The sequence below is a fragment of the Chamaesiphon minutus PCC 6605 genome (assembly GCF_000317145.1).
Lineage (GTDB): Bacteria > Cyanobacteriota > Cyanobacteriia > Cyanobacteriales > Chamaesiphonaceae > Chamaesiphon > Chamaesiphon minutus.
The window spans coordinates 4,584,196-4,598,696 of record NC_019697.1 but is presented as its reverse complement, the minus strand read 5'-3'; the positions used below and the strand labels follow the sequence as shown (position 1 = coordinate 4,598,696).

The 14,501-nt window shown below is 47.1% G+C and carries 9 protein-coding genes; 4 read left to right on the top strand and 5 right to left on the bottom strand.

The features are described from left to right. Window positions 1-128 precede the first annotated feature (128 nt). From CHA6605_RS20985 to CHA6605_RS20970, 4 genes are all read right to left on the bottom strand, one after another. A complete protein-coding gene (locus CHA6605_RS20985) occupies window positions 129-428 on the bottom strand; it encodes a beta-carboxysome shell vertex protein CcmL (protein WP_015161395.1) in 300 nt (99 codons plus the stop codon). A gap of 6 nt (window positions 429-434) precedes the next feature. Continuing rightward, on the bottom strand, window positions 435-788 hold the full coding sequence (locus tag CHA6605_RS20980) for a carbon dioxide-concentrating mechanism protein CcmK (RefSeq protein WP_015161394.1): 354 nt from the start codon (window positions 786-788) through the stop codon (window positions 435-437). Between the two features lie 57 nt (window positions 789-845). Beyond that, on the bottom strand, window positions 846-1,154 hold the full coding sequence (locus CHA6605_RS20975) for a carbon dioxide-concentrating mechanism protein CcmK (protein ID WP_015161393.1): 309 nt from the start codon (window positions 1,152-1,154) through the stop codon (window positions 846-848). A gap of 898 nt (window positions 1,155-2,052) precedes the next feature. Beyond that, window positions 2,053-3,756 carry a beta-carboxysome scaffolding protein CcmM gene (locus CHA6605_RS20970; protein ID WP_015161392.1) on the bottom strand — a complete coding sequence of 568 codons (1,704 nt, stop codon included), beginning with the start codon at window positions 3,754-3,756 and terminating at the stop codon, window positions 2,053-2,055. Between the two features lie 862 nt (window positions 3,757-4,618). Between CHA6605_RS20970 and CHA6605_RS20965 the strand changes: the two genes are divergently transcribed. The 3 genes from CHA6605_RS20965 (at window position 4,619) to CHA6605_RS20955 (ending at window position 9,304) form a co-directional block, all read left to right on the top strand. Then, window positions 4,619-6,457: an NAD(P)H-quinone oxidoreductase subunit F gene (locus tag CHA6605_RS20965; protein ID WP_015161391.1), complete on the top strand. Its 1,839-nt coding sequence runs from the start codon at window positions 4,619-4,621 to the stop codon at window positions 6,455-6,457. A gap of 167 nt (window positions 6,458-6,624) precedes the next feature. After that, the gene (locus CHA6605_RS20960) at window positions 6,625-8,127 is read left to right on the top strand and encodes an NADH-quinone oxidoreductase subunit M (RefSeq protein ID WP_015161390.1); all 1,503 of its coding nucleotides are present in this window, start codon (window positions 6,625-6,627) and stop codon (window positions 8,125-8,127) included. 55 nt (window positions 8,128-8,182) lie between these two features. Beyond that, complete coding sequence (locus CHA6605_RS20955) at window positions 8,183-9,304, top strand: CO2 hydration protein (protein ID WP_015161389.1); 1,122 nt, start codon at window positions 8,183-8,185, stop codon at window positions 9,302-9,304. Window positions 9,305-9,435: 131 nt separating this feature from the next. Here CHA6605_RS20955 and CHA6605_RS20950 read toward each other — a convergent pair whose 3' ends face one another. After that, window positions 9,436-10,620 (bottom strand): ATP-binding response regulator, encoded by a 1,185-nt coding sequence (locus tag CHA6605_RS20950; RefSeq protein ID WP_015161388.1) that lies wholly within the window; start codon window positions 10,618-10,620, stop codon window positions 9,436-9,438. A gap of 84 nt (window positions 10,621-10,704) precedes the next feature. On the opposite strand from CHA6605_RS20950, the gene CHA6605_RS20945 reads away from it, so the two are divergent. Then, on the top strand, window positions 10,705-14,490 hold the full coding sequence (locus CHA6605_RS20945; RefSeq protein WP_232432114.1) for a GAF domain-containing protein: 3,786 nt from the start codon (window positions 10,705-10,707) through the stop codon (window positions 14,488-14,490). The last annotated feature ends 11 nt before the right edge of the window (window positions 14,491-14,501 follow it).

Here is a 14,501-nt window from a genome sequence, read left to right as displayed (position 1 = left end):
TTGAGTTTAAATCTTAGTCTTGACCAGACTAGATCCAGCCGACCTGAATCGGCCTATAGATCGCAACTTTGGAAGAATTTGTTTAAAAATTCCCCAAAGTCTAAAATTAACTACATAATAGTTTTTTACTATGAGGCATCTCGTTTGCTGTAAGTCAGATCGTTACCTAGTGCCACTGTATCCACGATCGCGACGACCATCGCATCGACAGGATAGCGGTCTTTGTTAGAGATTTGACGGGCAGCACTGCCCAGACTCACTAAAACTACTTCTGTTAAACCTGCCCCCACACAATCGGCGGCCACCTCATACTCCGGAAGATCGTTACCTGCGGGATCGAGCATTTGCACGAGCAAAAACTTCGTTCCAGTTAAACTCTGTTCTTTGTGGGTACTGACCACAGTACCCAATACTTTAGCTAGTTTCATCTAGCCTTAAGAACGTCTACCGCCGATCGCGAGTGGGCCGGGGCCATTCAAACTATCGCGGAATTTCTCTACATCTTCGGTGTAGTTCATGGGCAAGACGTACTCAAGGTTTTCATGAGGACGAGCGATGATGTGTGTAGACAGTACTTGACCGCCATTAACGCGCTTGACAGATTCAACACCTGCGGATACAGAAGCTTGTACTTCCGAAACGTCGCCACGAACGATGACAGTAACGCGACCGCTACCGATTTTTTCGTAGCCGACTAGTGTGACGCGAGCGGCTTTAACCATAGCGTCAGCAGCTTCCACAACGGCGGGAAAGCCCAAGGTTTCGATCATCCCAACAGCAATAGACATTATCAATGACTCCTGAATTTTTGACTTTAATGCGATATTTTAGCTAACTTGCAACTTCTAGACGCGGAATTTTTCGACGTCTTCGGTGTAGTTCATGGGTAAGACGTACTCTAGGTTCTCGTGGGGACGAGCAATGATGTGTGTAGACAGTACTTCACCACCATTGACGCGCTTAACGGATTCCACACCTGCGGATACGGAAGCTTGTACTTCAGAGACATCACCACGGACAATGACAGTTACCCGACCGCTACCAATTTTTTCATAGCCGACCAATGTGACTCGTGCGGCTTTGACCATGGCGTCGGCAGCTTCCACAACAGCAGGAAAACCTTTGGTTTCAATCATTCCCACGGCAATAGACATATATTTTTCGTCCTTAAAGTAAATTTGTAGTTTGCGACTTGCGTAACTCCTGACGGAGTGGCTACGCCAACGTCGGGTTTCCCGACGGTATAGCGAGTCAAGAAGACGACTCGATCGAGGTTCGATCAAAGTCTATATTTAGTAGCATACACTGATTGTTTCCATAGACTTTTGTCTATCAAAAACTCAACAATATGGATCTGCTAAAGTCAAGCATAGACTGAGACGTTACGCTTTGGCAATATAAGCAACAATTTTATTTTGTTAAGTTAGATATCAGAAAGTTTTATATGACAATTGTAATTCGCCGGATAACTCAATGAATTTTACTTGACAAAAACGTGTTATCGTGCCTTTGCTAGTGTCGATCGCTTCGGTTGCCATTTTGCAGTGGCAACAAAGGTCTCGATCGGCGATCGGTCAATCGGTCTATTTGCTGAACTCCGAGCCAAGCTCTCCCCTTTTCAAGGGGATAGATCTGGAGATGCCCCCCTAATATCGAGATTTTGGAATAGTGCTTAGTTTTAGGTTGCTGGTGCTACCGAACCCGGATCTGGGGGGAGGCTTCCCCCCAGATCCCCCGTTGGAGCTATGCATTACCCACAGATTTTGGAATGGTGCTTTTTGAGGTTACTGGTGTGGTAGAACCCGGACTTGGGGGGAGACCCCCCAAACCCCCCGCTGGGGGACGGTTGCGTCCCCCAGACCCCCTCCAAAGGGTCGATTTGTGAGGATCGTAGCGCGCTTCGCATTATTACTAGCACTTTAGGCTGTTAATCTGTGGGTAATGGATAGGTTGGGTTAGGGGGGATTCAGATCTCAAAACGGAGTCCAACCAACTTGTATACACAAGCTCGATCGAGGCTTTAGGCCAAAGCCTTAAAATTCGGATAGTAGCTTACTTGGTTGGGCGGTGAATGAGTTTTTCAACCGTCCGTTTTCTGGCTTGTTGGTCTACACCGATCAGCCGGATGTAGGATTTGGATCGATCGCGGACGATCGATTCGAGGGCGCGGGCGATGTCGGCGGCATTGTTACCAGCGACTTTACTGCCAGTTTCCCAAGCGTTGCTCTTATAGCGACGCTCGTCGGCGAACTCGGTGAAGATGGCACTTCCTTGAGCGACTAATCGGGAGATCGTCTCGACGACATCGAGGCTCAAGCTGCTACTGGCAGCAGTACTGCTCGTATGGCTGGTGGTAGCATGGCTGTTAGTGGCAAAACTGCGAGTACTACTACCATTGGTGCTTTGAGTTTGAACGATCGCGCCGGGGCGATGGACGATTTTTTCAGCTACGCGTCGTTTTGCATGGGCATCGACACCGATGACGCGGATGTAATCGTTGGGATGATTGGCAATACAATCGGCGATCGCGCCAATGACGGCTGCTTCGTGTTGAGCTTCGATCCGACCGCAGGTAGTCCAAGAACTAGTTTGGAAATGACGCTTGTCGGCGCGCTCTACAGCTACTTGCGAACCACTATTGAGGAGCTGAGTGACGAGCTTCTTGATTTCTGGATCTACCCCAGTAGTGCTATGTGCAGACGCAGCATGAGTCTGACTTGCCGCAGAGGCTCTGTTGTGAGCTTCAGCTTGCGCTGGGCGAGAATTAGATGTTTTGGGAGCGATATCGCCTGGTCGCTGAATTATGCTCTCTAGGACGCGCCGTTTGGCTTGAGGATCGATGCCGATCAGCCGGACATATTCGCCGTTATGCTCTTGGAGACAATTTTCTAGAGCGGTGAAGATCTCGCCTTCGCGATCGGTGTTAAAAGACGCACAGCTAGTCCAAGAGCTAGTCTGGAAGCGACGTTTGTCTGCATGTTCGGTACCGACGTTATAACCCTGAGACAGCAAGCGACGGACGTTGCTGACGACATCGGGTGAGAGGGTAGAAGCATGGCTGGAGGTCGTAGTTTTGAGCTTTTCTGCTCTGGCAATGCCGTACAAACCAGAACTAGAGATATCGATCGCTTCTTGCAGCGGTGTAATACACTCGATATCGTCGGCACAGCGATAGCCGGAACGTAACGAATCGTTAATACTGATAATGTGTGCAGCAAATTTGCGATCGTCTGGCTGTACTTCAGATAAGCGATCGGCTTGTTGCTGGTTGGTAATAATTGCTCCCGATGGGACGTATTTACCGGGTGGAATTTCGACATCCTGAATCAGGGCGTGCATCATCACGATGCAACCATCGCCGACTTTGGCGTTAAAAACGGTGGAACGAAAGCCGATAAAACAATTATCACCGACGTAGGCAGGGCCGTGAATCAAGGCCATGTGGGTGATCGAGGTATTCGCGCCAATCCAGACTGAGTATTCGGCATTATCGTCGCCGATAACTCTACCCTGTTCCAAACCGTGGATGACGACGCCATCTTGGATATTGGTATTATCGCCAATGCCAAAGGGGTTGCCTTCATCCGCCCGAATCGAAATCCCCGGGGCGATCATCACATTGGCACCGATGCGGACATCACCGATAATGTTAGAAAAAGCGTGTACGTAGGCACTAGGGTGGATCTGGGGTTCGACTAAAGTCTTCAACCACGGGGTAGGTGGCGAAGCGGTAATATTTTCCGGGACTACTATCATTGTCTAAATTTTCCTTGATGTTTAAGTTACACGGGGAGCGTCCAGCAGTAGTGCAACGCCGTTTAGAGTTGTCCGCTTCTCTGGGTGAGAATTACTCTAAAAGGGATGAGAGTTTTGTTGATATTGCGCCACTAGTAATGTAAGTTGCTAGTTACAATCTCAGCGGTTAGAAACCGCCGCTCAGAATACAAAGTCCGCCTTCGCGGACTAATAAACTAGTCCGCGTTCGCGTAGCGTGACCGAGGCATAGGCGGACTTTGCAACATCAGCGGCGGTTTTAGTCGCTGATGATTGAGTAACTAGCAACTTGAGTTAGTAGCGGAACTGTCTTAAATACAGCATCTGGGCTGCCGAACTCTCTGGCGATCGATTAGTCAGTTAGATATTTTTTTATTGTAAGTATAGAGTCGAGCAAAATTTTTAGAAACGAAAACTGTCGCTTGTGCGGCGATTGGCAAAAGCTGGGCAGATTAAAGGTCTTTAAAATTCAAAATCGCGATAAGGATACGATCGATAGTACAGTTTAGGGGATCGCTTTGGCAATATAATACAAAATTATTATTTTTGATTTCTGTCATAAGCTGTGCTGATATTCGCAGGCTTACCCCGGGGTGGCAGTGGGATGTCTATAGTATAAACATACGGTTAAAATCCGGCTAGAGAGTCGCGACTCGATCGGTACCGTCTTTAGTCCTAAGCGCGATCGGTTAGTTGTGATAGATAATAAGTGATAGCTTAAAAAAATCTAAAGTTTCCAATTTCAATTGTGAAATACGCAGATATACCTCGATTGCCGCGATTTGTGCTGGCGTTGGCTGTAAAAAATTTTAACATTCTCAAAATATATAGCTAGACATAATTTATGGAACAAATGCTGCTGGATACAGGTTGGTGGATACCTTGCTATGGCTTGGTTGGGGCTATTCTTACCATTCCCTGGATGACGAGATTAGTACGCCGGACTGGCCCTAGACCAGCAGCCTATTTAAATATCCTGATGACGACGATCGCCTTTATTCACGGCACGGCGTTGTTTCAGGCAGTCTGGAATCACGAGCCATACCGGATTGTTTTTAATTGGTTGACAGTAGCGGGACTAGATCTCGATCTGACGTTCGAGCTGTCGTCGGTGAGCGTCGGCGCGATGGAGTCAGTGACGATTTTGAGTTTGCTAGCTCAGGTGTTTGCCTTGGGCTACATGGAAAAAGACTGGGCACTGGCGAGATTCTTCGCTTTGGTGGGCTTTTTTGAAGGGGCAATGAGTGCGGTTGCCATTAGCGATTCGCTGCTGGTTAGCTATGGCTTGCTGGAATTATTAACGTTGTCCACCTACCTGCTGGTGGGATTTTGGTACGCACAACCGTTGGTAGTCAAAGCGGCTCGCGATGCTTTTTTGACCAAACGGGCAGGGGATATCTTGCTATTTGCCGGAGTGATTGCCCTGTCGAGTCTGGTAGGGAGTTTAGATTTTAACGACTTGTATGAGTGGTGCGAACATCCAAATATTTCGCCTTTGACAGCGACCCTCATCGGTCTGGCCTTGATTGCAGGGCCGATCGGGAAATGCGCTCAGTTTCCATTACACTTGTGGTTGGATGAAGCAATGGAAGGGCCAAACCCCGCATCGATTCTGCGGAATTCGGTGGTGGTGACTGGCGGGGCTTATATCTTAATTAAAGTTCACCCAATCTTGTATCTATCGCCGATCGTGACGAATACTTTAATGGTAATCGGCACGGTGACAGCGATCGGCGCATCTTTGGTCGCGATCGCGCAAATCGATATCAAGCGCACGATTTCATATTCTACTAGTGCTTATTTAGGGCTGGTATTTATTGCCGTTGGCGCAAAGTGGATTAGTTTTGCGTTCTTCTTGCTGTTCGCTCATGCGGTTGCCAAAGCACTGCTATTTATGAGTGTCGGTTGTGTAATTTTGACGACCAATACTCAGGATGTGAACGAGTTTGGCGGTTTGGCTAAGAGTATGCCTGCCACGACGACGGCTTTTATTGTCGGTGCTCTGGCGATGACTGGTGTATTCCCATTGGGTGGTTTTTGGGCATTCCAAGAGGGTTTTGAGGCTCTGCGGATCGATTATCCCTGGGCGATTTGGACGATCTTGTTAGTTAATGGGTTGACTACTTTCAACCTGGCGCGCGTGTTCGGCTTGGTATTTTTGGGTAAAACGCAGCCGAAGACCAGACGTGCGCCAGAAGTACCTTGGCCATTGGCTTTACCGATGGTAATTTTGACAGTGTTGACACTATTGACCCCCGCCGTAATGTCCCAACTGGCTCTGCTACCGGACTTGGACGATATTAGCGTGTTGCAATTTAGTTCGATTAGTCTATCGAGCGTGTTAGGATTTGTCGTTGGCGGATTGCTGTACTTCAGAACAGATCGCACCCCCGTGAAACTATCCGTACCGTGGTTGCAAGAGCTACTGACATATGATTTTTATGTCGAAAAGTTCTATGACAATACAGTGGTGTGGGTGGTGTATCAACTTTCGCAACTAACCGCTTGGATCGATCGTTATATCGTCGATGGCTTGGTCAATTTAATCGGGTTTGCAACGATCTTTGGTAGCGAAAGCCTTAAATACGGTGCCTCCGGACAAGTCCAAAGCTATGTTCTGACAATTACCGTCGGCATCGGTCTTCTGGGTTTGACGGTCGCTTGGTTGTTTTTATCGCTTTAAAGTTAGGAGTTGGGAGACGGGGAGACTGGAGGACTGGGAGATGAGGAGGTTGGGAGTATTTTATTCTCAATCCACAATCCACAATCCGCAATCCGCAATCCACAATCTACAATCTACAATCTACAATCTACAATCTACAATCTCAATCCATCCACCATTCTACTCTGATGCTTAGTATTCTACTAATCGTTCCCGCATTGGGAGCCATTTTAGCCGCCTTGTGGCCGAGTCAGACTCGATTCTCTTCTAGAGACGCTACGCGAACGATCTCCTTGACGGTTTCTCTAGCTGTGATTGGTTGGACGGTGCTTTTATTGACACAGTTCGACTTAAGTAATCCGGGGATGCAATTTGCCGAAAATTTCACCTGGATCGATGCTTTGGGGTTGTCTTATCGGCTAGGTGTCGATGGTTTGTCATTGCCATTGGTGGCTCTCAACAGTTTATTGACATGGATTGCCATTTATAGCACCGACGAACAGATCGAGCGACCGCGCCTGTATTACAGCTTAATTTTGATCTTAAATGCGGCGGTAAGTGGCGTATTTTTGGCTCAAGATCTATTGCTATTTTTTATCGCTTACGAGCTAGAATTGATTCCGCTGTATCTGTTGATTGCCATCTGGGGCGGTCAAAAGCGGGCGTATGCAGCGACTAAATTTTTGATTTACACTGCTTTATCGGGTGCCTTAATTCTGGCGGCGTTCTTAGGATTAGCCTGGTTAGGTGGTAGCAATAGCTTTATTTACAATCCTGCATTAGCTCATGCCTTGCCTGTGGGCCAACAGTTATGGCTACTAGGTGCGCTGCTGCTGGGTTTTGGAATCAAGATGCCGTTGTTTCCGTTTCATACTTGGTTGCCCGACGCTCACGTTGAGGCATCCACACCGATTTCGGTATTGTTGGCAGGAGTATTGCTCAAACTTGCTACATACGGCATTCTGCGCTTTTGCGTGGGATTATTCCCCGATGCTTGGCAGATTGCGGCACCATGGCTCTCAGTCTGGGCGATCGTTAGCGTATTATATGGGGCGTTGATGGCGATCGCGCAACGGGATATGAAGAAGATGGTGGCTTATAGTTCTGTCAGTCACATGGGTTATATCTTGTTAGCTGCGGCGGCAAATACGCCACTGAGTTTTTCGGCGGCGATGATTCAGATGGTCAGTCACGGTTTGATTTCTGCTACCCTATTTTTATTGGTGGGAGTGGTTTATCAGAAAACTAAAACAAGAGATATCAATGTCTTGGAAGGGTTACTCAATCCCGAACGGGGGATGCCTGTAATTGGCAGTTTGATGGTGGTAGGAGTGATGGCAAGTGCCGGAATTCCGGGAATGGTGGGGTTTGTGGCGGAGTTTTTGATTTTCCGCAGTAGTTTTCCGGTTTTCCCAGTTCAGACGCTTCTTTGTATGGTGGGTACGGGGTTGACGGCGGTTTATTATCTGTTGCTGATTAACAAGGCTTTCTTTGGGCGGTTGTCAGCAACAGTGCAAAATCTAGAAGCAGTAACGTGGCGGGAGCGTTATCCAGCGATGATTCTGACGATCGCGGTGGTGGTGTTTGGGTTGCAGCCGGGATGGATTACGCGGTGGAGTGAGCCGACGATTGCCGCGACTTTGCATCAGCCGCCAGCGATGGTAGCTAATATTTTGAGCAATAAGCAATAAGTAAGACGAAGAAAGATAACAATCTGCAATCCACAATCTACAATCCGAAATCCCAATGACTGCTACTAATTCTTGTCATCGTTTTGCAACTTATATCGATCGCTTTTATCAAGGCCAAAGTTTTTTACCAGACAACCCGACTAATGTTAAAGAAGTAGTTGGAATTTTAGATAGTTACGGTTATGTGTTAGATGCTTATCAGAAAAATCTTCAATATATTGCCGATCGAGAGTTTTTAAATCTATTTCCGTTTTTTAAATATTTTGATGGTAATGTATCGTTCGATCGGTTATTGAAGCATTGGTGGCACGATCGCATTAATTTTGAATATGCCGAATATTGTATGAAGGTGATGCTCTGGCACGGTGGCGGTAGGCTAGAGGCATATATTGAATCACCAGAATTTAGCGACTCGATCGAGCTGGCAATTCAAGCCAAAATTAAGAACAAGCCGATAATCAAATTGTTGCATCGGTTATTTCCAGAGTTCTTACCAGAACAGGTACGTCAATCGGTTTATTACAATGCTCTGGGGCAATTTTGGGCGGTAATGGCACCGATTTTTTTAACTTTAGGTAAAGCCTATGAAGCAGGTAAAGTAACTACGATTCCCGATGTGGTGAATTGGGTAAAAGCGGGATTGGTAGCAGCGGCTGGCAATCCGATTAACTACGCTGTCGAAATCGACGGTCGTAGCTATGATATTTTACCTCCGTCGGCAAATCTGACTTTTCTAATGGATGTAGCTGTACCTTATGTAGAAGCCATTTTCTTTCGCGGCACGCCATTTTTGGGCGTGGTTTCTTATAATGCTCAAGCGCATCAAATTCCCGTCGAACAAAATAGTTTTACTTATGGTGCGCTGTATGCCGATCCGCTGCCCATCGGCGGTGCGGGGATTCCCCCCACTTTATTAATGCAGGATATGCGCCATTATATCCCACCTTATTTACATGAAATTTATCAACATACTAAGCGCAAAGAAGACGATTTACTAGTCAAGATTTGTCAAAGTTTTCAGAAGTCAATGTACTGCGTCACTAGTGCAACTATTTTAGGCTTGGCTCCCTATCCGCTAGATAGTACCGATCGACAACAACAAGCCACAAATATGGCTTATTTTGAGGGCTGGATGGATCGATTGCTAACATCGCAGTTACCGAATATTCAGGGATAAATAGTTTTTAGGCTTTAGTTTTTAGGCTTTAGGCTTTAGGCTTTAGTTTTTAGGCTTTAGGCTTTAGGCTTTAGGCTTTAGGGTGAAGATTTAACATCCACCCTAAACCTAGTTATCAATTATCAATTATCTTAATTCTGATTTTGTTTGAAGATAGTGGGCGATCCTAGCTGTAATTCGGTCATTGATGTGTTTTCAGATGCCAATGGCAAAGTGACATAAATTTCGATCTCTTCCCGATCGAAATTAGAAATTAAAAAGATGCCGTCGTAAATTTCGACAATTTTTTTGATAATCTTCAGCCCAATTTCTAATTCTGAGCTTTCATCATCAGATGAATTAAATTTAATTAAATCAGACATATCTGACTCTAATGAATTTGCGTCGTTTTTGTGACGCTTAGATAAGGAAAAATGAAAAGCATTATCAATTATTTTACCACTAATTTTCAAATAAGTATCATCTTGGTAACGTGCGAATACGTATTCTAATAGTTCGTTAAATATCCATTGAGCCAAATCTTCATTAATAGCTATTTTTGTGCTTTCAATTTCGTAACTTAAGTTGCTAGGCATTGGGACTTCAGCGAATCGATCGCTCAAGAGCCGCTCGATGATAAATCTAGGGAGCGATATATCGAGATTGCTGGGTACGGGGGGTTCGACAATAAGTTTGAGATAAAACCAAAATTTCTGAGTTAGAGTATGCAGTTTAGTGAGAGATCGATCGCTGGTATCCAAAAGCTGGAGCGTAGTAGGCAAACTTAAGTGCTCGACGTTCTGCTTGAGATACTCAATATTGTCGGCAATAATACTTAGGGGCGAATTAAATTCATTGGGAAATCCTACTGCTAAATCTAAGCGAATTTCATTTAAATTATTGGCTAAAGAATGGATATTATTTCGCTGAAGTCTGGAGAATGCTTGAATCCGATCGTATTGTTTTTTGATTCGGACCATGGAGTTGACTCTAGCAGATAGTTCGAGACCATTGACGGGCTTGGAGAGAAAGTCATCGGCACCTGCGGCCAAACAGCGGGCTAAATCTTCTTTACTAGATAAAGCTGTCACCATAATAATCGGCACGCCCTGCCATTGGGACATGAGTTTGATCCGCTTACATACTTCAAATCCGTTGAGACCGGGCATCATCACATCCAGTAGAATGACATCGGGGTCGAATTTATCCAACAAGTTAATTGCATCTTCACCGCAATTAGCATAATACAATCGATAACTTTCGCTCGGTAGCAGTGCTTCGATCACATCAAAGTTATCTGGTTCGTCATCAACCACTAGGATAGAATAGCTATTCATCTGAAATTATTTGCTTAATATATGCTTTAGAGTGCCCATTCTCCAACCCAAATTTACGGCCACTTTTTGGGCATTCTAAAAGTAATGCCGATTTGCCGAAAATTAATGCTCGATCCCGTCCCGTTCGCTCAGTCCGAAACGATCTCTGTGTCGATCTTGCGGCACATCGTCTGTCAGCCGCTCGTAGTCTCGCCCCAGACAATAGCGATCGAGGCGATCGCGCTGATGAGCGATCGATTGAATGAATTAGATAGCGGCGATCCTGCGTGGATCGTCATTGTTGAAAACGAACGACCGATCGGGATGTTCGCGGCGACAGATGTAATCAGATCGCTTGCCCAGGGAAGAGATTTGAGCAAAGTAACGATCCGCGATCTGATGAGATCGCCAGTGGTGATACTGCGACAATCTGCATTGACAGATTTATCGGTAGCAACTCAATTATTCGAGCGGCATCACATTGACTATTTACCGCTTGTGGACGATCGAGATTGTTTGGTGGGGATGATTAAGCGCGATCGGTTGTACCGTCATTTAGCTACAGCAGCGGCAGCAACCACACCACAAGAGCCAGCCCTAGATAACATACTGGCAACTGGCATCGCATCACTACAGCCCGATCTCGAGCCGCTACTAGCCCTGAAAGAATCGCAGCAATTTCTGCAAACTGTATTTGAGGCTTTTCCACTGGCTGTATTTTGGAAGGATCGAGACTCGCGTTATTTAGGCTGCAATCAGAATTTTGCCCGGGCTGCTAATTTGACGCCAGCAGAAATTATTGGCAAAACTGACTACGAGCTACCATGGGGTGAGGTGGAAGCCGAGGCTTACCGTGCTGACGATCGCGAAACGATCGCCTCAGGCACGGCAAAATTGGGGATTATTGAAACTCAGACACAGGTAGACGGTAGCTCGATCTGGTTAGAAACCAACAAAGTACCCTTACGCAATCTTAACGGCGACACGATCGGGGTACTGGGCACTTATCAAGATATTACCCAGCGCAAGCACGCCGAAACGGAGCTAAAAAAACTATCCGAGCGGCTGTCATTATCGCTTAAATCTGGTGCAGTCGGCTGTTGGGAGTGGGATATCATCGGCGATCGATTTATTTTGGACGATCGGATGTACGAATTATACGGACAGATCGGTACTAACTCCGACTCCGAACAAAGCAATACCTACGCTACTTGGCTGAAAATTGTCCATCCCGAGGATCGACGTGCCATCCGGGAAGGATTAACGCAAGCTGTATTGAAAACAGCCGACTTTAATGCTGAATTTCGCGTCATCCATCCAGATGGGAGTACCCATCATCTCAAAGCTTATGGTTTGGTACAGCGCGACGAGCGCGATCGGGCTTGTCGGATGGTGGGAATTAACTTTGATATTAGCGCGGCCAAACATGACGAATGGCTGCGTCAGCAAACCGAACAAACGACCCGACAACAAGCCGAGCGTGAATTTCTCCTGCGAGAAATGATGCAACGGATTCGGAAATCTCTGGAGCTACCGATCGTGTTTGACACGGCGGTGCGAGAAATCCGGGCATTTCTGGAAACCGATCGAGTTAGCATCTTCAGATTCGATCCCCAGTGCCACAGCGACGTGGGTGAATTTGTCGCTGAGTCTGTAGCTAACGGATTTATGACAATTGTCGGTGCAAAAGTTCGCGATCCTAACTTTGACGAACAATTGGCACATTACTATCAGCAAGGTCGCATTAATGCCGTCGAAGATATTTATACGGCGGGAATGTTAGATACTGAGGTGCAGATGCTCGCCAACTTTCAGGTACGGGCAAATTTAGTCGTGCCGCTGCTCAATGGCTCAACTTTATGGGGTTTGCTGTGCGTCCATCATTGTCGATCGCAGCGGACTTGGCAAGAGACTGAGATCGACTTTCTCAAACATATTGGCGAACAGATCGGGATTGCGATCCAACAAGCCACCCTGTATGAAACAGTCCGATCGGGATTGAAGATCCGCTGGCAGGCGGAAGAGACGATCGCGCGCCAACTGCTCCAGCAGCAAGCATTAGGGGCAATCGCCCAGCAAACTCGCAATTCGTTGAAGGTCGAAGAAATCCTCACTACAGCAACTGGGCAGGTGCAGAAATTAATGCTTGTCGATCGGGTGACGATTTTCCGCGTTTTCCCCGATCGACACATCCGAGTTGTCGAAGAAGTTGTCATGCCCAGCTATCCTAGTCTGCTCCAACGAAATTGGGAAGACGAATGTATCAGCCAAGCAGAGTTTGACTTTTACCTACACGGCCACCCGCATATTGTCAACGATGTGCTCCAAGATGCGTGGTCGGAATGCTTGCCGGAATATGTAGACACGATCGGTGTCAAGTCGAAAATTGTCGCACCGATTTTGTTACCCGTCGGCGGTGCCAACACTCACAGCGGACTCGAACCCAGCGATCGCCTCCGATTGTGGGGGTTGTTGAGCATCCATGCGTGCGGTTGCCAGCGTCACTGGGATGCTGCCGAAGCGCAATTACTCCAACAAATTGCCGATCGACTAGCGATCGCGATTCAACAGGCAAATCTATTCGAGCAATTGCAGGCTCAATTAACCGATCGACAGCAAGCCGAAACCCAATTGCGTCAAACCAATTACCAGCTCGCTATCTCCAACCAAGAACTCGCTCGCGCCACCCGGCTCAAGGATGAGTTTTTAGCCAGCATGAGTCACGAGTTACGTACCCCACTCAATGCCATTCTCGGCATGTCTGAAGCCTTACAGACATCTGTCTTTGGCTCTCTCAACCAGCAGCAACTAAGTTCGCTCGTCACGATCGAAAAAAGCGGCAAACACCTACTCTCACTAATTAACGATATTCTCGATCTCTCCAAGATCGAAGCTAACAAATTCGTCCTCGAATTAACCGACGTCTCGATTCAGTCGCTGTGCCAAAATAGTTTGTTATTTGTCAAAGAACTCGCCCACAAGCGACAAATCAACCTGACCACCCAACTGCCAGAATACCTCAAGCAGATAAATATTCGCGTAGACGATCTGCGCATTCGTCAAGTCCTGATTAACTTACTCAGCAACGCGGTCAAATTTACGCCCGAAGGGGGCAGTGTGACTTTAGATGTGCGGGTGCTGGACAAGGAGACGGGAGGATTGGGAGCCGAGGGGACGGGGGGACTGGGTACAGTTACAACGCCAAGGCAGATCGCTTTGTCGATCGTCGATACTGGCATTGGCATTGCTCCCGAAAATATTACCAAGCTGTTTCAGTCATTCGTCCAAATCGATAGCCGTCTGAATCGCCAATATGCGGGGACGGGATTGGGATTGGCATTAGTCAAGCGAATTGTCGAACTCCATGGTGGTACAGTCACAGTCGAGAGCCAAGTCGATCGGGGTAGTTGTTTTCGAGTGTGTCTGCCTGTCGAATTGAGTGCGGCGATTGCGGTGCCATCATCCGTGTCACCGATTGTCGATCTAGCTCCAGACTCTCAAGCAACTCTCTTGACTGGGCCAAAGGCATCGATCCTCATTGTAGAAGACAACGAAGCCAATATGGAGACTATGACAGGCTACCTGCAAAGTCGTGGCTATGCGCTGCTAGGAGCTGGCACTGGGCAACAAGCGATCGAGATGGCTCAGATCCATACTCCCGACGTGATTCTCATGGATATTCAGATGCCGGATATCGACGGATTTGAAGCAATCGCTCGCCTCCGCCAAATTCCGGCTTGTAGGGCAATTCCGATCGTGGCTTTGACAGCTTTAGCAATGCCCGCCGATCGTCAAAAATGTCTCGATGCTGGAGCCGATCGCTATGTAAGTAAACCCGTCAAATTAGGTCAACTCGTCTCGACGATCGAAGCATTATTGCAAGGCAACTAAAAAACTAACAA

Excerpts from the sequence above, each read along its gene's own strand:
- CHA6605_RS20985 (WP_015161395.1), bottom strand. The coding sequence starts at position 428 with ATGAAACTAGCTAAAGTATTGGGTACTGTGGTCAGTACCCACAAAGAA.
- CHA6605_RS20980 (WP_015161394.1), bottom strand. The coding sequence starts at position 788 with ATGTCTATTGCTGTTGGGATGATCGAAACCTTGGGCTTTCCCGCCGTT.
- CHA6605_RS20975 (WP_015161393.1), bottom strand. The coding sequence starts at position 1,154 with ATGTCTATTGCCGTGGGAATGATTGAAACCAAAGGTTTTCCTGCTGTT.
- CHA6605_RS20970 (WP_015161392.1), bottom strand. The coding sequence starts at position 3,756 with ATGATAGTAGTCCCGGAAAATATTACCGCTTCGCCACCTACCCCGTGG.
- CHA6605_RS20965 (WP_015161391.1), top strand. The coding sequence starts at position 4,619 with ATGGAACAAATGCTGCTGGATACAGGTTGGTGGATACCTTGCTATGGC.
- CHA6605_RS20960 (WP_015161390.1), top strand. The coding sequence starts at position 6,625 with ATGCTTAGTATTCTACTAATCGTTCCCGCATTGGGAGCCATTTTAGCC.
- CHA6605_RS20955 (WP_015161389.1), top strand. The coding sequence starts at position 8,183 with ATGACTGCTACTAATTCTTGTCATCGTTTTGCAACTTATATCGATCGC.
- CHA6605_RS20950 (WP_015161388.1), bottom strand. The coding sequence starts at position 10,620 with ATGAATAGCTATTCTATCCTAGTGGTTGATGACGAACCAGATAACTTT.
- CHA6605_RS20945 (WP_232432114.1), top strand. The coding sequence starts at position 10,705 with ATGCCGATTTGCCGAAAATTAATGCTCGATCCCGTCCCGTTCGCTCAG.